Origin of the sequence: Endozoicomonas sp. G2_2 (assembly GCF_017744135.1) — a bacterium.
GTDB lineage: Bacteria > Pseudomonadota > Gammaproteobacteria > Nevskiales > Salinisphaeraceae > Salinisphaera.
In genome coordinates this window covers 38,098-61,087 of record NZ_JAGHQU010000009.1, presented here as the reverse complement: position 1 = coordinate 61,087, position 22,990 = coordinate 38,098, and the positions used below count along the sequence as shown (strand labels likewise).

Below are 22,990 nucleotides of genomic sequence, written 5' to 3'. Positions count from 1 at the left end.
TGCAGTAATCATTAGTCCGGTGCGACAGGTTTGTGCACGTACACTAATCGCGCTGATCTTGCGATCGATGGAACGCTTCTGCGAAAGGTTTGCTACTGACCCTTAGCAGACATTTATCGATCCCGACGCAAGCGAAACGCTAGCGAATTGAAAAGATATACAGACCCCGTTATTTTACGGATAGACACCGCCGTTTATTCGCCACCCCCCCCCCCATGCGTGGTGGGTGGAAAATCGCGAGCTGGTTTCACAGCGACGTCCGCTATGGGCGGCGTTAGCACACGCAAGGCCCAATGAACTCACTCATCGAAAACGCGACCGGAGGCAATACGCTGCCCTTTGGCGACGACGCCCTACAGCTGTTGCTGGCCCACACCTTCGCCGATATTCCAGAAGCGGTTGTCGTCGCTGATGCGAACCGGCACATCATTCTCGTCAACAATGCTTTGGTGTCGCTGTTTCGGTATAGCCGGGAGGAGTTGATTGGACTGAGCACGGCCGAGCTGTATGAGGACACGGCCGACTTTCGTGAGCAAGGCCGGAAACGCTTCAATCGAAATGCGCAGGGGCCACACGAGGCCTATCTGATGCGCTACCGGCGCAAGGATGGAAGTGTCTTCGATGGCGAGACGATCGGCGGACGCATTCCCGCTTCGGATGCCTCCGGTGTGCTGTATCTCGGCATTATTCGAGATCTGTCCGGTCGCGTAGCTTCGGAAAAGGCGTTGCACGGCCTGCATGAAATCACGTCCAACCCCGAACTGAGTTTCGCGCAACGGCGGACGGCGATCCTGGAGCTGGGCTGTAAGCACTTCGGGATGCCGATTGGTATCGTCAGTCGCATCGACGGTGATCGCTACGAAATTATCGACGCCGTGGATCGCACAGAATCTTTGGAGGCCGGGCAGGTCTTCGATCTGCCTGAAACCTACTGTTGCAACATGCTTGTCGAAGATGGCCCGTATGCCGTCGATCGAACGGGCGAAAGCGCGCTATGCAACCACCCTTGCTATCAGCGGTTCGCTCTAGAGTCCTACATCGGCGCGCCACTGAAAATCGATGGTGAAACAATCGGGACGCTCAATTTCTCGAGCACCTCCCCGACCGGTGAGTTCACGCAGAACGATCTCGACCTGATCGGCATGTTCTCTCAGTGGCTCAATCACGAGTTGCTTCGTGAGCGAGATTTGGCGGAACTGCAACGCGCACATGATCAACTTAAACAACTGGCCACGCTCGACGAGCTCACAGGTCTAGGGAATCGGCGGCTGATTGCCCAGCAGTTCGAGCGTGAGATTGAACGTGGCCGTCGCTACGCTCGCGCGCTAAGCGTCGTCGTGGTCGACTTCGACAACTTCAAACGCTTGAACGACCGCCACGGCCACGCCGTAGGCGATCGCGCACTCAAGCTGTTCGCCGAACTCGCCAAATCGACACTTCGCGGGGCCGACGCGATCGGCCGCTGGGGCGGCGAAGAGTTCATTCTGCTGTTACCCGACACAGCCGGCGCCTCGGCCATGATTACGGTAGAACGACTGCTGGGTCGTGTTCGTGCCGCAGGCCTGGAAGTCAACGGGGAAAACGTGCCGTTCACTGCGAGTGCGGGCGTCACGACGACGCTGTGCGATGAGCCACCAGAAATTGTCATCGATCGGGCCGACAAAGCGCTCTACGAAGCCAAAGCGCAAGGACGTGATCGGGCGGTACGCAGTGAGTCTACTCTAGGCTGATATTAAGACCTCTAGATCGTAGAACTCTGGTTCGCCGCCAAAGCGATACTGCCGAATACAACCCACGGCAGACTGCGCCTGCTGCGCTGAGAACTTTCCGATCATTAAGTCATTAAACGAGGGAGAGCAGCCGTACGCGTATTTGATATGGCAAGCCAGTCGAACGCTATGGGTTCCCCGAACGGTTGAGAACCCTGTTGGCGTAGCCGGCTTCGGGGGTATCCGAAACCTTGGATTGGTCGCCGTTGGCGCAAGCCATGAACGCCTCGGCGACGCTCGTCGGCGCCCGCGTCGCCAGGCTGACGCCGGCAAAGATCAGGGTGCTCATGGGCAGCCCCCAGACCCCAGTTGGCAGACCGAAGAAGTCGATGCCGCTGACCTCGCTCACGAGCACGCCGAGCCCGGTGATCGTCACACTCGCGAGCACCCCGGTCGCCGTGCCGCGGCGCCAGAAAAACGCGCCGATAATGGCAGGCACGACCACCACCAGCCCGGCCGAAGCCGCAACCGAGAGCACCACGATCAGATCGAGCCTGAGTTGGGCAAACACGAACGCGGCCAATGCGATCACCGGGATGACCCACTGGCCCACCTTGAGCTGGGTGCGCTCAGAAACCGTGGTGCGGCGGTTGGCGTACACGTCGCGCGCCAGCATCGAGGACAGCGTCAGCATGATCGAGTCGATGGTCGACACCGCCGCGGCAAGAATGCCCACCATCACAATCACGGCCAGCACCGGCGGCACGAAGTCCGAACCGAGGAGCGTCGGGGTCGCCTGGTCCGCGCTGGCCAAATCTGGAAACGCGACAATGGCGGCCAAGCCCCAGATCACCGCGACCAGCGTGTAGATCAGGCCGAAGACCATGAAACCGAGAATGAGGCGTCGCATCGCCGTCAACGAGGCCGGCATGAACAGCCGCTGGCTGACCTGCGGGTTCGACAGGCTGAAAAAGAACCACGGCATGGTCAGTCCGACAAACGTCAACAGAGTGAACCGCCCGCTGCCGGGCACCGCCAGCGCTTGCGGATGATCGCGTGCCAGCGTGGCAAACAGCGTGCCGAATCCGCCCAGGGCCTTGACCACGACGATCGCGACCAGCGTTGCCGCCACGATCATGAACGCCGCCTGCAGCGCATCGGTCCACATCACCGAACGGATGCCGGAAATCCAGGTGAACACCACCGCCAGCGCGGTCGCGACCACAGTACCGGTGGTAAACGAAATCGCGCCGTCGGTCATGCCGGATAGCAGATAGCCGACGCCCGCGAGCTGTACCGCGGCGTAGGGGATGAGAAACAGGCAGCTCGTGAGCGTGACCACCACTGACACCGCCCAGCTTTGATACCGGTGGCCCAGCATCTCACTGGGCGTAACGAAGCCGTAGCGGCGGCCGGCCGCCCAGAAACGCGGCCCGAATACCGAAATCAGCGACACGCCGGCGAAATAAACGATCTCGAAGCCGAATGCGCCGATGCCGCCGGCGTAGGTCAGCCCGGCCAGGCCGACGAGCATGAAAGCGCTGTAGGTGGTCGCGCTGTAGCTGAGCGCGGAAACCATGCCGCCCATGCGCCGGCCACCCAGAAAATAGGCGCTCATATCGCTCGACGCACCCGACCGCGCGGCCCAGGCGGTTGCCAGCGCGATTACCAGATAGACGCCGATGGCGAGCCAGATCAGGCCGCTACTCATCGAGTTCTCGATCGTCGGTAAAATCTCGGGTGATCAATACGTTGACGGCGAACACGGCTATTCCGATCAGGGTCCAGACTAGAAAACTGCCGTACCACGCATGAACGTCGCGAAGCGGCCCGTAGGGCAATACAAAGGCAACGACGACCAGGGCCCAGACGGCCCAGATCCAGCGGCTCGTTCGCGTGTACTCCTCATCCGTTGCAGGCTCAGCGGCCCTACCTTACAGGCAGGGCAAGCGACCAACTGCGATCCCCGACAGGCTGCGACATTACGCCACGGCCGAGTAGCTGGCTTGACCTAGATATCAGCTAGATAAGTCGATGGCCATGAGCTTCGCTTTCGGCGGCTATCGACCCGAAGCCGACGTAAATAGGTTGGTGAGAGCGAGTCGTCAGTCCCTCGCTCCTTCCACGGCCACCTCTATTTTTAGCTCCTGAATCATGATGTTCAGAGCGTAGTCAGTCCCCAGCAGATAAAACCGATTGACAGTCGGTTTTCGGGGGCAGAGACTAGCTTCTCAGATCGCGAGAGGTTCAGTAGATGGCCAAGGGACAAGTCAGCCTACCTTTAGGCGATCTTGAGATCGCCGTAATGGAGCACCTCTGGTGCGCCGGATCGGCTGACGTCAAAGCGACGTATGAGGCGCTCCAAGGTGACGCGCCGCGGAGCCTTAATACAGTTCAATCGACCCTAGAGCGGCTCGCCCGCAAGGGGTTGCTGAGTAGGCAAAAGCATAGCCGAGCCTATGTCTACTCGCCGCGCCTTAGTCGCGAAGACCTGTTGCTGCAGACAACCAGCCAGATCGCTGAGAGCCTGGGCGCCAATAATTCGAATGCCCTGCTCGCCGCGTTTTTAAACCTGGCCGGTAAAGAAGACGACGATAGCCTCGATCGATTGCAGCGACTCATCGACGAGCGTCGAAACAGCGAGCCCAAGTAATGAGCGGCTGGATTCATGCGGCTTCAAGCTACGCGCTGCTTCTCACTGTCGGCGTCATCTTCGGAGCGCTTCTGAGTGGGTTTGCTTTCGGGCGCTTGAAATCGCGCTTGGCTCAGACAGGTCCAACGGCACGCGCGCGCTTACTTTTCGTTTTGTTGCTACTGCCGATCTTTGTGGCCCTTGCGCTCGCGGTGGCTTTTTCCGCCCCCCTGGCTTATTTCGACGCGGGGCACGGATGGCACTGTGGCGGCGATACGGACGGGTACGCTGCGCTTTGCCAGTGGCATGCTCCTCAGGTCGTGTTACCGGGCTGGCTAGCTCTGACAGGCCTTTCGTTGGGCTTGCTTGCCGTGGCTGCTTCTCTTTTCGGGGTGCGACGCTTTGTGAGCGCCCTCGACAAGCTCAAGACACTCCAGCGGATGGCGCAGCCTGCTGAGCGGTCAGACTACTTCCGCCTTGAGACATCAAACCCGTTTGGTTTTGCCGCCGGCCTCAAACGGGGGCAAATATTCGTAAGCCGCGGTTTGGAAAACTCGCTTAGCGCCGGAGAGCTTGAAATTGTTCTGGCGCACGAACGCGTTCATATTCGTCGACACGACATCCTGTTCGGTTTGGCCGTTCAAGCACTGTCCTACCTGATGTGGCCTGAGACGGGGCGCAGCCTGCGGGCTCAGTGGCGATTGGCTATCGAGCAGCGGTGCGACGAAACGGTGGCCGAGCACGTCGGCGATCGCCTACGCGTCGCGGCTTGTCTCGTAACCGTAGCGCGACTTCAAAAGGGCTGCTCGGCGCAGCACAATAACGTCGTAGCCTGCCACTTGATCGATAGCGATCTCACCACACGTGTCGAATCGCTGTTGGCTGGGCCGGTATGCTCATATCCGCGCGTGTCGGTATGGATTGCGGGAATCGTGGCGTTCGCTTCGGCGAGCAGTCTCGCAATCGGAGTCAAACTGCATCACTGGACCGAATGGCTCCTTCCGGTGGTGGGACATTGAGCGTGCTTGCCCGCAACACCTTAATTCTTGCGACGGCCACATGGGTTCTGTTTGCGACCTGTTTGGCTCATGCGCAAGCACCGCTTACCGTCGCAGAAGCCGAACGCACGGCCTTGGCACGCGAGGGACTCATTCAGCTTCTTAGCGCACGGCGCGACAGCGCTGCTGGCGACGTCACGGCCGCTTCGGCTTGGCCTAACCCCGAGCTGTCGGTATCGCGGGAGTCGATTGATCTGGCCAATACGACATCACGCGAACGCTTCTACTGGCTATACCAGTCCATCGATGTATCAGGCGAGCGTGGTCTTCGCAGCGACGCCGCATCTCAGCGCCTCGAAGCGGCGCAACATGCAGCCAGCGCAGAGCGCCTTGAGATTCGGGCACAAGTGCAACGATTGTTTTTCGAAACGCTCTATCAACAATCCAAGTTGCAGATCGTTAAGCGATCGCAGCAGCGCTTGGCTTCTCTAGTGACCCGGGTGCGCAAGCAACACGAGGCCGGGCAAGCGGCAGCCTATGACGTGGTTCGTCTGGAGCGAGCCTTATCAGCGCTGGATACTCGCGCGGTGCGCGCGAGCGCCGAACGCAAGCGCGTCTACTCCGAACTTATGGCACTGCTGGGAATGGAGGACATCGAGTCGGCGAGGCCGCTCGAGGGGCAGATCATGCCAACGGCGCCGTTGTCTCTGGACGCCTATCTCGAGCAGGGCAACGGCCTACCCAGACTGAAAGAACTTAAAGCGCGGGCCAGAGCCGACGAATTGACCGCTCGCGCAGAACAGCGCGCCGCGATCCCGGATATAAGGGTCGGCGTCGGCCGCAAGGAACTCCGGGAAAACGGACGTCAGTTCGACGGCAACATGGTAAGCCTGAGCATCAGCGTTCCATTGTTCGATCGGAATCAGGGCGAGCGCGCAAGAGCGCGCGCGAATGCGGTCGCCAAGGAGGCGCAGCACAGCCTCGCAAGAGCGCGACTTACCGGCGAGATTCGCGGGCGTCGGGACAAACTTCAGGCGCTGATCAAAAGTGCCAAGCGTTTTGAACGAAACGACACTGAAACCGCTGGCGCCTTGCTCCAAGCTGCTGAAGCGGGCTATCGCGGTGGAGAAGCCGGTGTGCTCGAACTCGTCGATGCATACCAGAACGTGCTCGACGCGCAGCTGCGTCTACTCGAATTTCAGAAGCACGCACGAGATACGTTCATTGAACTGGAAACACTCAATCCGAGGATTACTTATGTGGAATAAAACGCTGTCCATCGGCTTACTCGTCGCTGCGCCGCTTCTGGTCGCCGCTGGTAGTAGCCAGGCCGGAGAGGGCCATCCGCACGACGGCGACCAGGCGCACGCTGACAACGCATCGCACGCCGGGCACGAAAAAAAGGCGCCCGAGACACAGAGCTTTTATAAGGAGGGAAACTCAGAGAAAGCCGACGCGGCCGCAGACGAGACACCTGAGCACAGTCATGAAGGCGAAGATGGCAGCCACACCCATTAGACGGCTGGCCTCTTCGTTGGGCGTGCTGATTGCGCTTTCTGCTTGCAGCGCCGATCACGATCAGGGGCACGGACATGCCCACGACGAGAATGGCCATGAGCAGCGGCCGTCTCTCGTGTATACGGAATACGCTGACAATAGTGAGCTATTCGTCGAGTTTCCGGCGCTTGTAGCCGGAATGGACTCGCAATTTGCTGCACACGTCACTCGGCTTTCAGATTACGGTCCAGTACAGGAAGGCATTCTCGACGTGCGGTTGATGCGTGATGGCGAAACCCATGCGCGTTTTCGCATCGGCGCCCCGACGCGGCCCGGTGTCTTTACACCCGTGGTCCATCCTCGAGACGCGGGCGTCTATAGCCTTAACGTGACGGTGGAAACGCCCGAGCTGACGGCCACTTATGATCTAGGCCAGATCACCGTCCATGCGACCCCTGATGCCGTGGAGGGCGACAGCTCTGAATCGGGCGGTACCATCAGCTTTCTGAAAGAAAAGCAGTGGCAGGCGGAGTTCGGTACAGACGTGATCGCCGAGCGCCACCTCGAAGCAACGGTGTTCGCGACCGCGGAACTACAACCACCGGGTGATCGCACCGCACGCGTGCGAGCCCCTGCGGAAGGCCACTTCTCCGCCTATGGGGACCGCTACCCAGTGGTCGGCGCAGAGGTCAAACAAGGCGAGCGAATCGGCACTTTGCGGGCGCGATTGGGCAGCGGCGTGGATCTCGCCAGTCTTCGTCTCGCCGTGGAGCGTGCGAACGCCCGGCTGCGTCTCGCACGTGAGGACGTGGCGCGTCTTTCCGGGCTTCTCGAGGATGGGGCGATCGCTGCACACCGGGTGCGCGAGGCGCGCAACGAGGCAAGCATAGCGCGCGCCGAACGCGACGCCGCTAGGTCTCGTCTGGAGCAGTATCAAGGAGGCGACCAAGATAGCGGCGTACCCCTGGTAGCGCCCATCAGTGGTCGTATCGTTGAGGTCAGCGTGGTTCCTGGCGAAGCCGTGGGCTCCGATCAGGTACTCATGCACATCGCGGCGAGCGATAAACGCTGGCTAAGAACACGCATCCCCGAGGCCGACGCCAATCGCTTGCAGCAGCCGAGCGGCGCATGGTTCGAGCTCAACGGCAAACGCAAGGAACTGCGCGTCGATCGAAATGCACGGCTCATCACATCTGGCGGCGTGATAGACCCGGTCAGCCGCACGGTGCCCGTCATCTTTGAATTCGACGCCGATGACGCAACGCCGCTTGTCGGCCAGGGGTTGGACGCCCATGTATACACCGGTGAGCGCGTGAAATCTTTGGCGGTACCCCGCGGTGCAATCATCGAGGACGATGGCCAGCCGGTCGTATACATACAACGCGGGGGTGAGAGCTTCGAGAGGCGCCCCGTCACGTTGGGACTGCGTGGTGTTGACTATATCGCGGTCCATAACGGTGTCGAATCGGGCGACCGCGTTGTCGTCCACGGCGCCTACCAAGTGCGTCTGGCAGCCGCGGCACCGGCTGAGGCCGGCCACGGCCACGCCCACTAGCCAGCTGGCGAATTCATGATTGACCGGATTATCCGTGCCTCGCTGGCGAATCGCATTCTTGTGCTGGCAGTCGCGTCGTTTTTATTGGTCTGGGGCGGCTGGCAGGCGCTGCGCACGCCAGTGGACGTATTCCCCGACCTGACCGCACCGGCGGTCACCATCGTGGCTGAAGTGCACGGCATGGCGCCGCAGGAAGTCGAGAAACTGGTCACGTTTCCGATCGAGACCGCCATGAACGGGGCAGCCGGGGTACGACGTGTTCGGTCCAACACGACCGTCGGGCTGGCCGTCATCACCGTCGAATTCAACTGGGATACCGATATCTATCGGGCGCGGCAGATCGTCACCGAGAAGCTCCAGACCGCGCGCAGCCAATTGCCACCCGACATTCCCTCGCCTGTACTCGCACCGATTACCTCGGTCATGGGCGAAATCATGTTCGTGGCGCTGGTCTCGGACGCCCACGATCCGATGGCGATGAAGACCGTTGCGGACTGGACCATTCGGCGGCGACTACTGGCCGTGTCCGGCGTTGCACAAGTCATTCCCATCGGTGGCTTGACCCGCCAATACGAGGTTCAGTTACAACCCGAACGACTGGCCGCCTACCGGTTGACCACCGGCGAGGTGATCGACGCGCTGGGTCAGACCAATCAAAGCGCTGGGGGCGGTTTTTACGCTCAGAATGACCAGGAGTTCCTCATCCACGGCCGCGGCCGAGTCGAAAACGTCGACGATATCCGGCAGACCGTGGTTGCCCGACGCGATGGTGTGCCCGTCAAGGTCAGCGATCTCGGCGCGGTCGAGATCGGGACGGCACCGCGGCGCGGCACCGGGAGCTATCGGGCGCAAGATGCCGTAATTCTCGGTATTCAGAAACAGCCGGGCGCCAATACACTGGCCCTGACCGAACGCCTTGACACCGCAATCGCGGACATCGAAACGTCCCTACCCAAGGGCATGCGACTCGAGACCGACGCGTTCCGTCAGGCCGATTTCATCGGCTTGGCCATCGAGAATCTTTCGGCCGCGATCCGCGACGGCGCCGTTCTCGTTGTAGCGATCGTTTTCATATTTCTGGTCAGCGTGCGGGCGACCTTGATCACCCTGCTGGCATTGCCGCTTTCGGTGATCGCCACGGTTCTCGTGATGCGCGCCACCGGCGCCACCATCAACACGATGACACTCGGGGGCATTGCGATAGCGTTGGGCGCTCTTGTCGATGACGCCATTATCGTCGTCGAAAACATCGTGCGTCGCTTACGAGAGAACGGGACCGTACCCGATAACCAGCGGCGCCCTGCACATCAAGTTGTTTTCGAAGCGACTCGCGAAATCGAATCGTCGATCGTCTTTGCGACTCTGATAATCATTCTGGTTTTCGTTCCGCTGTTCTTTTTAACGGGTATCGAGGGCCGCCTGTTGCAGCCGCTAGGCCTCGCCTACGTTCTTTCGCTCGGCGCATCGCTGCTCGTGGCTCTGACCGTTACGCCCGTGTTGAGTCTGGGGCTCCTCTCACGTTCGAAGGCGGTCGGCGGCACGCACGACAGCCGGCTTATCGCAGTCCTCAAGCGCGGGTATCAGCCGCTGTTGACCGCGTCTTTGCGTCACTGGCGGATCGTTGCTCTCGGTTCGACCGCCATGCTGGTAGTCGCGATCGTCTTATTAAGCCAAGCCGGACGCTCTTTCCTGCCGGAATTCAACGAGGGCAGTTTGACGCTTAGCGTGGTAACACTTCCTGGCACATCGCTGGAGAAATCCGATGCCATTGGGCAACGCGTAGAACGGGTCCTGCTGGACACGCCTGAAGTCGTCGCGACGGCTCGCCGTACAGGTCGCGCGGAGCTCGATCCACACGCTCAGGCGGTATACGCCTCGGAAATCGATGTCAGCCTCACATCGTCGGGTCGCAGCAAAGCGGCCGTTCTGTCGGAGCTGCGTGAAGAACTCGGCGCGATCGCAGGCGCCAACATCATCATCGGGCAGCCGATCTCACACCGTATCGATCATATGCTCTCGGGCACACGCGCCAACATTGCGATCAAGATCTTCGGTGAGGAGCTGGCCAAACTCGAACGTTTGGCGACACAGGCAGAACGTCTGGTCACGGATGTGCCCGGCGCTGTCGACGTGTCACTTGCCAGCCGCGCTCAGGTTCCGTTTCTGAATATCGATTTCGATCGGCAGGCGTTGGCACGTTATGGCCTTACCGTCGGTCAGGTCGGTGAATTCCTGGAAACCGCCTTTAGTGGCACGGAAGTCTCTCAGATCCTCGAAGGCCAGGCTGCATTCGACTTGGTCGTGCGTTATCCGCCCCGCTTCAAAGAGAACCTGGACGCGATACGTTCCACTCTAATCACGACCGCTTCCGGCGCGCAGGTTCCGCTCCATGCCGTCGCCACGCTCAGCCATGACTACGGTCCTAACAACATCAGCCGCGAGAACGTTCAGCGTCAGCGCGTCGTTGCCGCTAACGTCGCGGGACGAGATCTTGTCAGCGTCGTCAACGACATTCGACAGACACTCGACCGCGAATTGGACTTGCCGACTGGTTATCACATCGAGTACGGCGGGCAATTCGAGAGTGCAGCGGATGCATCGAGAACGCTATTGCTCCTCGGGGCTTTAGTCATTGCAGGCATATTCCTGCTGCTCATGATGGCCTTGCGGTCTTCGCGAGACGCAATCTTGGTCATGTTGAATTTGCCACTGGCGTTGATCGGGGGCGTCATCGGCGTCTATATCGCTGGTGGGATCGTCTCCATCGCCGCAATCATCGGCTTCATCACACTGTTCGGTATTGCGACCCGTAACGGGGTGATCATGGTGGATCACATCCAACGATTGCATGCGACCGGCGAAGCCGCGACGCCGCTCGATGCGGTACGACGCGGCGCGAATGAACGCTTGGCGCCGATTTTGATGACAGCGTTGGCGACCGGCCTCGCGCTCGTGCCACTCGCGCTGAGCCTTGGCAAGCCGGGCAGCGAGATTCAGGCGCCGATGGCTTTGGTCATTCTGTTTGGATTGATCTCGTCTACCGCGCTCAACATGCTCGTGGTGCCTGCGCTCTACTCCCGTTTTGGCTCGATCATGCAGGCGCCTCGCGAGAGCAACCATCAGGCGACCTAATTAATACGGTTCGCTTATTTGCCGAACCACCCGCAGTTGCTGCGGGTGGCTGTACTTCGTACTTAGAAAAAACCGATCAGAAAGCCAAGACCCATTAGCGCCAGAATCGAGGCGGAGACTAAGGTCAACGCATGCTGCGCATGTTCGATTCGATGGCTGAGGTGCGACAAGCCCTGGATCAGCAAAAGCGTGAGCACGACGAGCGCGACGATTACTGCCGTCGCATAAATGAGCATCAACGAAAGACAGCTTCCGGAACCCGCACACATGGCGATGATCTGGAATTCCTCTTCGTGAACGAAGCCCAGCGTAAACGCAAATACGGCCAGTGCACCGAGACCCGCCTTGGTATCGAGATTTGAAGCGTGATGGTCGTGGTGGTGACCCCCAGCCTGAAAGGCACTACGCGTCTGCCAAGTCGCTAGCGCCAACCCATCATCTCGACGACCTTCGTGCAAAGTAAACGCGGCGGCCAAATTTCTCGACGCTCGCATCTGCCTACCCATTAGCCGACGCTCTTACTTGGCGCGTGGTGCTGTTGTGGAGCGGCACCGCAAATCAGCCGTACTGTGCCGGCTACGGCGGCGATTGGCGAGTAGCAATGGGCCCACAATGGTCTGGGCGAGGCCCGCGATATCGAGCCTATCGATCGCGAGTTCGAGTTGACCATGCAGGCGCTACAGGCTGAACGAACCGGCTGAGAGTGTTGCTCTCAGCCTGCAGGCGCGAGCAGGGTCCGCATCGCCTCGAAGATCGCCGCCATCGAAGCCGGCTCGCGACCGGGCCCGCCGCCACAATGGCCCCAGTCGGATTCGAGCACGCGGCATTCGGCGCCGGGGATCTGCGCGGCGTCGTTGCAAGCGTCCTCTGCCGTGAAGTACAGATCGGTGCGGGACGGCATCAGGATAGTGCGCGCGCGGATCGTGGCCAGTGCTTGCGCCGTATCGCCGTCGAAGCCGGGCATTGCCGCAATATCGGCGTGCTGCCAGGTATCGAGCATGGCGAGCAGGTCATGGGCGTTCTGGGCGAGATGATCGGCTTCCCAGTGGTCGAGCAGGGCGGCGATGCTTTCGAAGCCGAGCGCGCGATAGAGACCGTCGCGAAAGAAGCGCTGTGAATAGGCCCAGCCGACGTAGACACGGGCAAAGGCGCGTAGCCCGCGCATGGGTGCCTCGCCCCGTGCCAGGGCCGGGTCTGCTTCGAGTGCGGCTTTTACACCGTCGAGGAACAGCGCGTTGTGCGGGTAGCAGTGCGCGGTCGCGCACACAGCCAGCGCCGCGCCGACGCGTTGCGGAAACAGGGCGGCCCACTGCAGCGCCTGCATGCCGCCCATCGACCAGCCGGCAACCAGGCGCGGGGCGGCGTCTTCGAAGCGTGACGTAATCAGCTGCTGCTGAGCGCGCACGTTATCGGCCAGGGCGATCGAGGGAAACTTGGCGCCGCGCTGAGGCGGGGCAGCATTGCTCGGCGAAGTCGATTCGCCGTTGCCGAACAGGGCCGGGACGACAATGCAGTAGTCGCCGGGGGCGAGCGGGCTGCCCGGATGCTCGACCCAGGTGCGATTGCTTGCCATCGCACCACCATAGTGCGTTGGCAGCACCACGAGGTTGTCTCGTTTCGTGTTCAGCGAGCCCTTCGCCAGGTAGGCGATCCGGGCGTCTTGCAGAACGGCGCCGCTGTCGAGCGTGAAATCGCCGAGCTCGAAATAGTCTTCAACCCATTGTTCTTCATTCATATTTCGATCCGTCATCTGCATCGTGGTTAAAGGGTGGTTCGAATTAAATATACAGGCTGGCATGTATATTGTAAGTCCTGATTCGGAACGCGGTGCAGCTGCGTTCGAAGTGCAGGGCGATTCTGCTCTGCCGTTTCATACCGGAACCAAGGACCGATTCGATGGGAAATGTCGTGGATACCGCTTCGCTACAGGCGAGTCTTGCAGAACAGGGCGTGAAGTACGCGATGGCCAGTTATGTGGATATCCACGGCTGCGTGAAAGGCAAGTTCGTGCCGCTCGATCACCTGGACAACATGTTCAAGGGCAGCGAGCTATATACCGGCGCGGCGCTGGACGGCGTGCCGCAGGATATTTCCGATAACGAAGTCGCCGCGATGCCGGATGCCGACTCGGTTGCGGTCTGTCCGTGGGACACGCGCCTGGCCTGGTTCGCGGGTGATCTGCATCTCGACGGCGAGCCATTCGAGGCCTGCTCCCGCACCATTCTCAAGCGCCAGCTCGAACGCGCGAAGGCGTTGGGTTTCACTTTCAATCTGGGTATCGAGACCGAGTTCTTCCTGTTTCGCGAGACTGAAGACGGCGGCTTCGCGCCGCTCAGCGAACGCGATTCGCTGGCCAAACCCTGCTACGACCCGCGCGGGCTGATGGACAACCTGCCGATCATCGACGAGCTGGTGGAGGCCATGAACGGCCTGGGCTGGGATGTCTATTCCTTCGACCACGAGGACGCCAACGGCCAGTTCGAGACCGATTTCAAGTTCGCCGACGCACTGACCATGTCGGATCGTTTCGTGTTCTTTCGCATGATGGCCAACGAGATCGCGCGCAAGCACGGCGCCTTCGCGAGCTTCATGCCCAAGCCGTATTCGGACAAGACCGGCAGCGGCGCCCACTACAACATGTCGCTGGCCGATGCCGAGACCGGCGAGAACCTGTTCGCGCCCGACGCCGGGGACCCCTTTGGCTGTGGCGTCTCCGAGCTGGGCTACCAGTTCATCGCCGGCGTGCTCAAGCATGCGCGGGCGATAAGCGCGGTGATCGCCCCGACCGTGAACAGCTACAAGCGCCTGGTCCGCCAGGGCAGCATGTCCGGCTCCACCTGGGCGCCGGTGTTCGCCTGCTACGGCAACAACAACCGCACCAACATGATCCGCATTCCCGGCGTGGGCTCGCGCGTGGAATGCCGTGCGGCGGATATTGCATGCAATCCCTATCTGGGCGCGGCGCTGGTGCTCGCGGCCGGTCTCGAAGGCATCGAGAACGCCATGGATGCCGGCGAGCCGCACCGCGAAAACATGTACCGCTACAGCGATGCCGAGATCGACAAAATGGGCGTAACCATGCTGCCGCGCACGCTGGGCGAGGCGATCACCGATTTCGCTGCCGATCCGCTGGCCCGCGAGGTCTTCGGCGAGGCCATGTTCGGCGCCTATGTCGATTTCAAGCAGGCCGAGTGGGAGAGCTATCACACCGCCGTGTCGCGCTGGGAAATCGAACGCTATCTCAAGCTTTTCTGAACCGTTTTTGTCGAGGCCACTGAATCATGAACCGGGAGAAGATACCGATGCACCTGAAGAAACGCCTGATGATCGCCTGCGTGGCGATCACACTCACCGCACTGAGCCTTGGCAGCGCCCAGGCCGCCGAAAAACGCGACTCGTTCCGGATCGCCTGGACGATCTATGCCGGCTGGATTCCCTGGGACTATGTGAAGACGTCCGGGATCATGGATAAATGGGCCGACAAATACGATATCGATGTCGAGATCGTGCAGATCAACGACTACATCGAATCCATCAACCAGTACACCACCGGCCAGTTCGACGGCGTGGTGGCCACCAGCATGGATGCGCTCTCGATTCCCGCCGCTTCCGGTGTGGATACCACGGCGCTGATCGTCGGCGACTACTCCAACGGCAACGACGGTATCGTCTCCAAGGACGCCGAATCGGTGGCCGATCTCGAGGGCGAGACGATCAACCTCGTGCAGCTGTCGGTGTCGCACTACCTGCTGGCTCGCGCGCTGGAAGAAAACGGCCTGTCCGAACCGGACGTGAACCTGGTGAACACGTCGGACGCTGATATCGTGGCTGCCTTCCAGGGCAACACCGTGCGTACGGTCGTGACCTGGAACCCGCTGCTGAGCACGGTCGCCGAAACGCCGGGCGCGCATGAAATCTTCGATTCCAGCCAGATTCCGGGCCATATCAAGGATCTGACCCTGGTGAACACCGAAACGCTGGAAGCCAATCCGGCGCTCGGCAAGGCGCTGGTCGGCGCCTGGTACGAAATGATGGCCGATCTCGGTGCCGATACCGACAAGGGCCGCGAGATCCGTGCCTATCTGGGCGAGGCCTCCGGTACCGACCGCGAAGGCTATGAAGCCCAGCTCGACGGCATGAAGATGTTCTGGACGCCGGATGCGGCGATCGAATTCATCTCCAGCGACGAAGCGTTCGATGCCATGGACAGCGTGCGCCAGTTCTCCTTCGAGAAGGGCCTGCTGGGCGAAGGCGCGCGCAGCGCGGACTTCGTGGGCATTGAATTCCCCAACGATCGGATGCTCGGCGACGAGAACAACGTCAATCTGCGCTTCGATACCACCTATATGCAGATGGCCGCCGACGGCGCGCTCTAGTCCACGGCGTGCATGACCCGCGGGCGGTCGGCACGAATGCCGGCCGCCCGTCTTGCGTGCAAGTGCCGCCCTTGTCGATGATGACGCCATGAGACGCACCCCCGAACAGGCCGAACAGACCCGGCTCAAGGTCATCGATGCCGGCCTGCGGCTGTTCAGCCAGTCCGGCTATTCCGGCACCACGCTGGCCATGATCGCCAAAGAGGCGGGCATGAGCCGCGGCCCGATCTACTGGCATTTCCAGAACAAGGACGAACTCTTCGAGGCGGTGATCGCCTATTCGCAGACGCCGTTACAGCGGCTCGTGACCGCCGCGAGCGCGAACACGCCCGACCCGGTCGCGCGCATGAGCGCCTTCATCGAAGGCTGGTTCGATCTGCTGGTGCGCGACAAGCGCCACCGCCAGTCGTTCGAGATCCTCATGAACAAGACCGAGCTCACCCAGCGCATGGCGCGTACCGTGCGCCGTGAGCGTCAGCTCACCCGTTCGATCATCGAACTGTTCGAAACGCTCGTCGACGATGCGCGGGCACAGGGGCTGTTACCCGAGGGCGATCCCGCCGACCTGCTGGCGCTGCAGACCTATACCTATCTCATGGGCGTGACCCAGACCTGGCTGTTCTCGCCGCGGCTGTTCTCGCTGCGCGAGCGCAAGGATTATTTCCACCGCAAATGCCTGGCCACGCTGTTCGACAGCGCAGCCACCGCGGCCAAGCCGGAACAGACCGCCAGCGGCTGACGGCCCCACACTGGCCAGCCCGGTGTTCGCGCTGTCATCGTCCGTTGATGCCGGGGACCGCAACCTGTCATGTGGCGCCGGCAGGGTAAGCGAATCCGAACACGCACGGGGGATTCCATGGGACGCTCTTTCCAGGCGACGCGCGCGCTTTGCCTGCTCGCCACGGCGCTTTTTTGCTGTTTCGCGACCGGCGCCCATGCGCAGTCGTCGATTCTCATCAACGAACTGGATGCCGATACGCCCGGCACCGATAGCGCCGAGTTCGTCGAACTCAGCGACGGCGGGGCAGGCAATACCCCGCTGGATGGCCTCGTGCTGGTCTTCTACAACGGCAGCAACGACGAAAGCTACGCGGCCTTCGATCTCGATGGCGCGGTGACATCCGACAACGGTTACTACCTGCTCGGCAATGCCGGAGTGGCGGGCGTGACCACGACCTTCGGCGGCAACGGTCTGCAGAACGGGCAGGACGCGATCGCGCTCTATGTGGGCGACGCGGACGATTTCCCCAGCGGTACCGCGGTGACGACCGACAATCTCGTCGATGCCGTGGTCTATGGCACCAGCGACAGCGACGATCCCGAACTGGCGGTTCTGCTCGCCGAGGGCGCGCCGCAGCTCGACGAGGCCGCCAACGGCGACAAGGACAACGAGTCCCTGCAGCGCATGCCCGATGGCAGCGGCACGGGCCGCGACACCGCCACTTTCATGGCCGCGCCGGCTACGCCGAACGCCGAAAACGGCAGTGGCGGCGGGTTCGGCACGCCGGGCGACGATGACGGCATGCCCGACGATGCCGTCACCGGCCTGCGTATCTACGATATCCAGGGCGCCGCGCATGTTTCGCCACAGGCTGGCAACGCCGTGGCCGGCGTGCCCGGCGTGGTGACCGCCGTGACCGGCAACAGCTTCTATTTTCAGGATCCGGCCGGCGATGGCGACGATGCCACCAGCGATGCGGTGCTCGTATTCACCGGCGGCACGCCAACACGCTTCGACGGCTCGCCGGTGGCTGTGGGCGACGTGGTCGAAGTGGCCGGCACGGTTACCGAGTTCTATCCCGGCGGCGACGAAACCAACCTGCCGACCACCGAAATCGTGACCGGCGGCGACGGCAGCACCCGCCTGATCGCCGACCCGGGCGCGGTATTCGACGCCACCGAGATCACGCCGGTGACCATCGGCCAGGGCGGCCGCCCGGCGCCGAACGCGATCATCGACAACGACACCGACGGCAACGTGACCGAAGACGCCGACACGGTCTTCGACCCGGCCGAGGACGGCCTGGATTTCTATGAAAGCCTCGAGGCCATGCGCGTGCGCGTCGCCCAGGGCATGGCCGTCGGCCCGACCAGCGATTTCGGCGAGATATTTCTCGTGCCGGACGCCGGCGCGAACGCAACCGGCATCAATGCCCGCGGCGGCATCACCCTGGTCGAGCGCGGCGAAGGCGTCGACTACAACCCCGAGCGTATCCAGATCGACGACACACTGCTCGACGACGCGATGCCGGCCGTGAATACCGGCGCGCTGTTCAGCGAGGTGGTCGGCGTTCTCGGCTACGGTTTCGGCAATTTCGAGATCCTGCCCGACACCCTGGTCGAGCCGCAGCCGTCCGCGCTGTCGCGCAGCGATATCGGCCTGCTGGCCCGCGGCGACACGCTGAGCGTGGCCGGCTACAACGTCGAGAATCTCGACCCCAACGACGACGATGGCGATACCGACGTGGCGGACGGCAAGTTCGAGGCGATCGCGACACAGATCGTCCAACGCCTCGGTGCGCCGGACATCGTGGCCCTGCAGGAAGTCCAGGACAACGACGGCTCGGCCGGCAGCGCGATTCCCGAGGGCGGTTCGGCCGCCGATCTCGTGGTCGACGGCGACGAGACCCTGGCGCGACTGGCGGATGCGATCGTCGATGCCGGCGGGCCGCGCTACGACTATGCCGAAGTGGCCCCCGAAGCACTGGCCGACGGCGGTCAGCCGGGCGGCAATATCCGCGTCGCCTATCTCTATGACGCGAGCCGCGTGATCCTGGTCGAGGGCAGCAACGGCGCTGGCGACGCCACCACCGCAACGGCGGTGTCCGCCGACGCCGACGGCCGGCTGGCCATCACGCTCAACCCCGGGCGCGTCGCGCCGACCGATCCCGCTTTCGACAACAGCCGCAAGTCGGTGGCGGCGCTGTTCGCTTTCCGCGGCCAGCGCGTGCTGCTGGTCAACAATCACTTTTCGTCGAAGGGCGGCAGCTCGCCGCTGTTTGGCACGCTACAGCCGTACGTTAACGGCTCCGAAGACGAGCGCGTGGCCCAGGCCGCGGTGGTCAACGCGTTCGTGGACGACGCGCTCGCCGCGGTGCCCGAAGCGCGCATCGGGCTGGTCGGCGACTTCAACGAGTTCGGATTTCTGCCGCCGCTGAAAACGCTGATCGGCGCCGACGACGGCGCGCCGGTCGTCGCCGATCTGCTCGATACGCTGGATGCGACCGCGCGCTATACCTATGTCTTCGAAGGCAATTCCCAGGCGCTCGATCACTTCTTCGTGAGCCCCGCCTTGGCGGCCGCAGCCAGGGTGCAGGTCGCGCACGTGAACGCCGAGTTCGCCGATCAGGTCAGCGATCACGATCCGATCGTGGCGCGCTTCGATCTGTCGACGGGCGATGCCGGCGACGCAGGGTACACCGCTGACGACGACAGCGACGGTGGCTCGGGCGGCTGCACGCTGGGCAACGGGCGCGACGCCAGCCTCGTGCTCTTGCTGTGCGCCGCGATCGTCACGCTAGGCTGGCGTCGTCGCCGTCGCGTGCCGGCGACGGACGCCTTCTGAGCGCGTACCGCGACGTCTCAATCGCGCCGCGCCGAGCGGTGCATGTTGCGGTCGCGGTGACGGCGCGTGTGCGCGTGTGCGCGCGTCGCGCCTCGCGGCTGTCGTGGCGCCCATGCGTGGCATGCCGTGCACGATGGTCGTAGCCGTGATGATCGCGATGACCGCGTTTGGCGTGACGGGCTTCATGCGCACGCCGCACGGCTTTGGCGTGCTGTCGGGCGCGGCGCTCCCGATAGAGGTCGCGGCGCACGGCCTCGCGATGGTGCCGGTCGTAACGCGAATCGTGGCGATAGACGGGGCGCGGGTCGTAGCGGCGGTCATGGTGGTAGTCGTTATGCACGACATGGCCCACGCGGTAGCCGTTCGCATAGCGCCCCTGTCCGTCGTAGGCGCAGCCGGCGAGATAGCCGACGAGCAGCAGGCAGAGCATCTTTTTGAGCATGGTGAGTCTCGGTGACGGGCTTCGTCACGAGCGTCGCCGCGCATGCCTGAACGGCGCGTGAAAGCGGCGCGGGTCGGGTAGTGCACAACGCCTTTCGGGCCGCCAAGCGGTTGAGAATGCTTGGGCCCGGTTTGTCTCCGCGCGCTGCTACGGTCATCATACGTGCCCATTCACGGTCGAGTGGCGCGCCCGCGGTGCGCGCCCACGATCCATACGCTCCCTGGTCTCTGCCGAGGAAAGACGCACCATGAATCGAGCCTGTGCTTCGCGAACGGCGTTCGACGCCCTGCGGATATTCGTTCTTTTCGTCACCATCGCGCTTGCGGTCGCAGCCCCCCAGGCCGTGGCCCAGCAACAGGACGAGGCGCCCAGCGGCGACAACGCCAGCGAAGTGCTGCCGCTGAGCCAGCTTGCGGATCTGTTGGAAAACGATGAGACCCGCGGGCAGATTGTCGACCAGCTGCGCCAGGCGGCAGACGGTCAGCAGGCTCAGGCCGATACCGCCTTGCCGGCGCCACCGGAAGAGGGCAGCGACCCCGCGCTCGCGCAGGCGCCCGCCGACGACGCGAGTGCGGCCACCGTCGAACAGTCGGCCGCCAGTCAGCAGCGCGTGTCGTTCGCGCGCCGGTTCGCCCAGACCACGGCCGAGTGGGCCGAGGTCATCGGCGAGCGCCTGTCGGCCACCTGGGCGATGCTGACCTCGCTCAACCAGGATCGCGGGCCGGGGCCCGAGTTCAACGCCGGTCTTTTCTTCGCCGCGGTAACCACCTTTGCCCTGGTGGCGGTGTCCACGGTGGCTGCATTCTTCGTGCTGCGCTTTCTAGCCGGCACGCTGTTCTCCGCCATCGGTCGCTTCTCGCAGCGTGCGGAAACCGGCGCCGGCGTGCTGATTCGTCGCGGCACCGCGATCCTCATGGGCATCATCGTAGACGTGGCCGTGGTGCTGCTTGCCTGCGGTGCTGGTTACATGGCCGGTCTCTACGTCTTCGGTGAGTCGGGCAGCATGGGCACGCGCGAGTCGCTGTTCATCAACGCCTTCGCCCTGATCGAGCTCACCAAGGTGGCGATCCGTGCGCTGTTCGCGGCGCGCTACGACAGCCTGCGCATACTCAACATCCCGGCCTCCATCGCGGGCTGGTGGAGCGTGCGCCTGCGCTGGTTCGTCGGCGTGATCGGTTACGGCCTGCTTGTGGTCGTGCCGATCGTGAACGTGCAGTTGTCGTTCTTTGTCGGCGCGATCGTGAGCTTTCTGCTCATGGGCGGCGCCTATATCTACGCGCTGACCGTGATCTTCAAGCACCGCCAGCTGTTCAACGAGCGGCTCAAGCGCATGGCCGACAATGCATCGGTCGGCTTCTTCGGCGTGCTGTTCAAGCTCGCCTCCAAGCTGTGGGTGCTGCTGGCGGTGGCGTACTTCACGACGCTGTTCGTCTCCAGCCAGATCGATCCGACGGATGCATTGCCGTTCATGCTCAACGCGACGATGCAGACGCTGGTCGCGGCGGCCGTTGGCTTCGGCATCTCCGGTATGCTTTCCAAGGCGATCGGCAAGCGTGTGGCCTTCTCGGACAGCGTTCGCGAGAAGCTGCCGATGCTCGAAGCGCGGGTGAACGCCTACGTGCCGAATGCGCTCAAGGTCATCCGCGTGGTGATCCTGGTGGCCTTCGCACTGGTCGTGGCCAACGCCTGGCATCTGTTCGATCTGGGCGCATGGCTGGCGTCCGACGCCGGTTTGACCGTGGTGTCGAACCTGACACGCGTGGCGCTGGTGCTCGTGGCGGCGGCCCTGCTGTGGCTGATCGCGGCAAGCATCATCGAGCACCGCCTGAACCCGAATACCGGTGGCGGCAAGCCGACCGCGCGTCAGGAAACGCTGCTGGAGCTGTTTCGTAACGCGCTGGCGATCCTGATCATCACCATGACGCTGATGATCGCGCTCTCGCAGATCGGCGTGGATATCGGCCCGCTGATCGCCGGCGCCGGCGTGCTCGGTCTGGCCATTGGTTTCGGTGCCCAGAAGCTGGTGCAGGACATCATCACCGGCGTGTTCATCCAGCTCGAGAACGCCATGAACACGGGCGACGTCGTCACCGTGGGCGGCGTGACCGGCACGGCCGAACGCCTGACCATCCGCTCGGTGTCGATCCGCGATCTCGACGGTGCGTATCACATCGTGCCGTTCTCCTCGGCGGATACGGTCACGAACTACATGCGCGAGTTCGCTTACTTCCGCACCGAGTATGGCATCGCCTACCGCGAGGACATCGACAACGCGATCTATCACCTGCGCGAGGCATTCGCCGAGCTCAAGGACGATCCGGTCGCGGGCGCGAACATTCTCGAAGACATCACCGTCCCGGGCGTGACCGCGCTGGCCGACAGCTCGATCAACATCCGCATCATGATCAAGACCAAGCCCGGCACCCAGTGGGGCGTCGGCCGTGCCTTCAACCGGCTGGTCAAGATGCATTTCGATCGCGCCGGCATCGAGATTCCGTTCCCGCACCAGACGCTCTACTTCGGCGAGGATCGCGACGGCAAGGCGCCGCCGGCGAACCTGCGCATCATCGAAGGCACGACCGAGGGCGGCGAGAGTGCGCCCGAGAAGGCGCGTCGCAAGGGCGACGACGCGGCGCCGGAGGAAACCGGCGACGCCCCGGCCGATACCTGATCGGCGGGCGCCACCCGGCAGATGACCCGCGGTCCTTCGGGACCGCGGGTTTTTTTATGCTCGCGCGCCGTGCAGCCGGGGTCGGAAAAATTTCACGCTCCCGCGTGCCAGGAAGGCGTGGGCGCGGGAAGTGCGCGCGACGGGCGTCCCGCGGGGCCCTATTGGACAGAAATTCGCCGCGGGTGTGACAGCCCTGTCACGATCGGCGTTACCGCTCGTTGTGCGCCGGTTGTCCACAATGTTATCCCGAGGGTGTGTGCACAACAGAACGGTCTCGTGCCGCCAATGTCCGGACTCGGCAAACCGCCGGCCGTCAAGGGCTGCAGGAGATTGGTCAATATCTGATCAGCGATGGGCCAAGCCCCGTCGACAAAGCCTTCGGGCGGCTTGCCGACGGGTTTTCCACAGGCTTG

Annotated in this window: 16 protein-coding genes; 12 read left to right on the top strand and 4 right to left on the bottom strand. The window is 62.6% G+C overall.

What is annotated here, in order from left to right; all coding sequences use genetic code 11:
- The first annotated feature begins 293 nt into the window (after positions 1 to 293).
- Positions 294 to 1,730: a diguanylate cyclase gene (locus J7355_RS11970; RefSeq protein ID WP_209063018.1), complete on the top strand. Its 1,437-nt coding sequence runs from the start codon at positions 294 to 296 to the stop codon at positions 1,728 to 1,730.
- Between the two features lie 166 nt (positions 1,731 to 1,896).
- Here J7355_RS11970 and J7355_RS11965 read toward each other — a convergent pair whose 3' ends face one another.
- Complete coding sequence (locus J7355_RS11965) at positions 1,897 to 3,420, bottom strand: sodium:solute symporter family protein (RefSeq protein ID WP_209063017.1); 1,524 nt, start codon at positions 3,418 to 3,420, stop codon at positions 1,897 to 1,899.
- A 543-nt stretch (positions 3,421 to 3,963) separates the two neighbouring features.
- Between J7355_RS11965 and J7355_RS11960 the strand changes: the two genes are divergently transcribed.
- The 6 genes from J7355_RS11960 to J7355_RS11935 are packed head-to-tail and all read left to right on the top strand — an operon-like array spanning position 3,964 to position 11,523.
- The gene (locus J7355_RS11960) at positions 3,964 to 4,362 is read left to right on the top strand and encodes a BlaI/MecI/CopY family transcriptional regulator (RefSeq protein WP_209063016.1); all 399 of its coding nucleotides are present in this window, start codon (positions 3,964 to 3,966) and stop codon (positions 4,360 to 4,362) included.
- Positions 4,362 to 5,360, top strand: a complete 999-nt coding sequence (locus J7355_RS11955) for a M56 family metallopeptidase (RefSeq protein ID WP_209063015.1) — start codon at positions 4,362 to 4,364, stop codon at positions 5,358 to 5,360. Before J7355_RS11960 ends, J7355_RS11955 begins: the two co-directional genes overlap by 1 nt.
- Positions 5,361 to 5,362: 2 nt before the next feature.
- Positions 5,363 to 6,607, top strand: a complete 1,245-nt coding sequence (locus tag J7355_RS11950; RefSeq protein ID WP_293621028.1) for a TolC family protein — start codon at positions 5,363 to 5,365, stop codon at positions 6,605 to 6,607.
- Positions 6,597 to 6,857 (top strand): hypothetical protein, encoded by a 261-nt coding sequence (locus tag J7355_RS11945; protein WP_209063010.1) that lies wholly within the window; start codon positions 6,597 to 6,599, stop codon positions 6,855 to 6,857. The genes J7355_RS11950 and J7355_RS11945 overlap by 11 nt, the downstream gene beginning before the upstream one ends.
- On the top strand, positions 6,826 to 8,391 hold the full coding sequence (locus J7355_RS11940; protein ID WP_209063008.1) for an efflux RND transporter periplasmic adaptor subunit: 1,566 nt from the start codon (positions 6,826 to 6,828) through the stop codon (positions 8,389 to 8,391). The genes J7355_RS11945 and J7355_RS11940 overlap by 32 nt, the downstream gene beginning before the upstream one ends.
- A gap of 15 nt (positions 8,392 to 8,406) precedes the next feature.
- Positions 8,407 to 11,523: an efflux RND transporter permease subunit gene (locus tag J7355_RS11935; RefSeq protein WP_209063006.1), complete on the top strand. Its 3,117-nt coding sequence runs from the start codon at positions 8,407 to 8,409 to the stop codon at positions 11,521 to 11,523.
- A 62-nt stretch (positions 11,524 to 11,585) separates the two neighbouring features.
- Here J7355_RS11935 and J7355_RS11930 read toward each other — a convergent pair whose 3' ends face one another.
- Positions 11,586 to 12,029 (bottom strand): hypothetical protein, encoded by a 444-nt coding sequence (locus J7355_RS11930; RefSeq protein WP_209063004.1) that lies wholly within the window; start codon positions 12,027 to 12,029, stop codon positions 11,586 to 11,588.
- A gap of 206 nt (positions 12,030 to 12,235) precedes the next feature.
- A complete protein-coding gene (locus tag J7355_RS11925) occupies positions 12,236 to 13,258 on the bottom strand; it encodes an alpha/beta fold hydrolase (protein WP_209063002.1) in 1,023 nt (340 codons plus the stop codon).
- A gap of 161 nt (positions 13,259 to 13,419) precedes the next feature.
- Between J7355_RS11925 and glnT the strand changes: the two genes are divergently transcribed.
- The 4 genes from glnT to J7355_RS11905 all read left to right on the top strand — a co-directional run bounded on the left by glnT (position 13,420) and on the right by J7355_RS11905 (position 19,464).
- The gene (gene glnT, locus J7355_RS11920; RefSeq protein ID WP_209063000.1) at positions 13,420 to 14,778 is read left to right on the top strand and encodes a type III glutamate--ammonia ligase; all 1,359 of its coding nucleotides are present in this window, start codon (positions 13,420 to 13,422) and stop codon (positions 14,776 to 14,778) included.
- Positions 14,779 to 14,825: 47 nt separating this feature from the next.
- On the top strand, positions 14,826 to 15,899 hold the full coding sequence (locus J7355_RS11915; RefSeq protein ID WP_209062998.1) for a putative urea ABC transporter substrate-binding protein: 1,074 nt from the start codon (positions 14,826 to 14,828) through the stop codon (positions 15,897 to 15,899).
- An 88-nt stretch (positions 15,900 to 15,987) separates the two neighbouring features.
- Positions 15,988 to 16,638, top strand: a complete 651-nt coding sequence (locus J7355_RS11910) for a TetR family transcriptional regulator (protein ID WP_209062996.1) — start codon at positions 15,988 to 15,990, stop codon at positions 16,636 to 16,638.
- Between the two features lie 117 nt (positions 16,639 to 16,755).
- Positions 16,756 to 19,464, top strand: coding sequence for a JDVT-CTERM domain-containing protein (locus J7355_RS11905; protein ID WP_209062995.1), 2,709 nt, complete (start codon positions 16,756 to 16,758; stop codon positions 19,462 to 19,464).
- Here J7355_RS11905 and J7355_RS11900 read toward each other — a convergent pair.
- Complete coding sequence (locus tag J7355_RS11900; protein WP_209062994.1) at positions 19,412 to 19,906, bottom strand: hypothetical protein; 495 nt, start codon at positions 19,904 to 19,906, stop codon at positions 19,412 to 19,414. The two genes, J7355_RS11905 and J7355_RS11900, sit on opposite strands and share 53 nt — an antisense overlap.
- A gap of 247 nt (positions 19,907 to 20,153) precedes the next feature.
- Between J7355_RS11900 and J7355_RS11895 the strand changes: the two genes are divergently transcribed.
- Positions 20,154 to 22,577: a mechanosensitive ion channel domain-containing protein gene (locus tag J7355_RS11895; RefSeq protein WP_209062992.1), complete on the top strand. Its 2,424-nt coding sequence runs from the start codon at positions 20,154 to 20,156 to the stop codon at positions 22,575 to 22,577.
- Positions 22,578 to 22,990 lie beyond the last annotated feature (413 nt).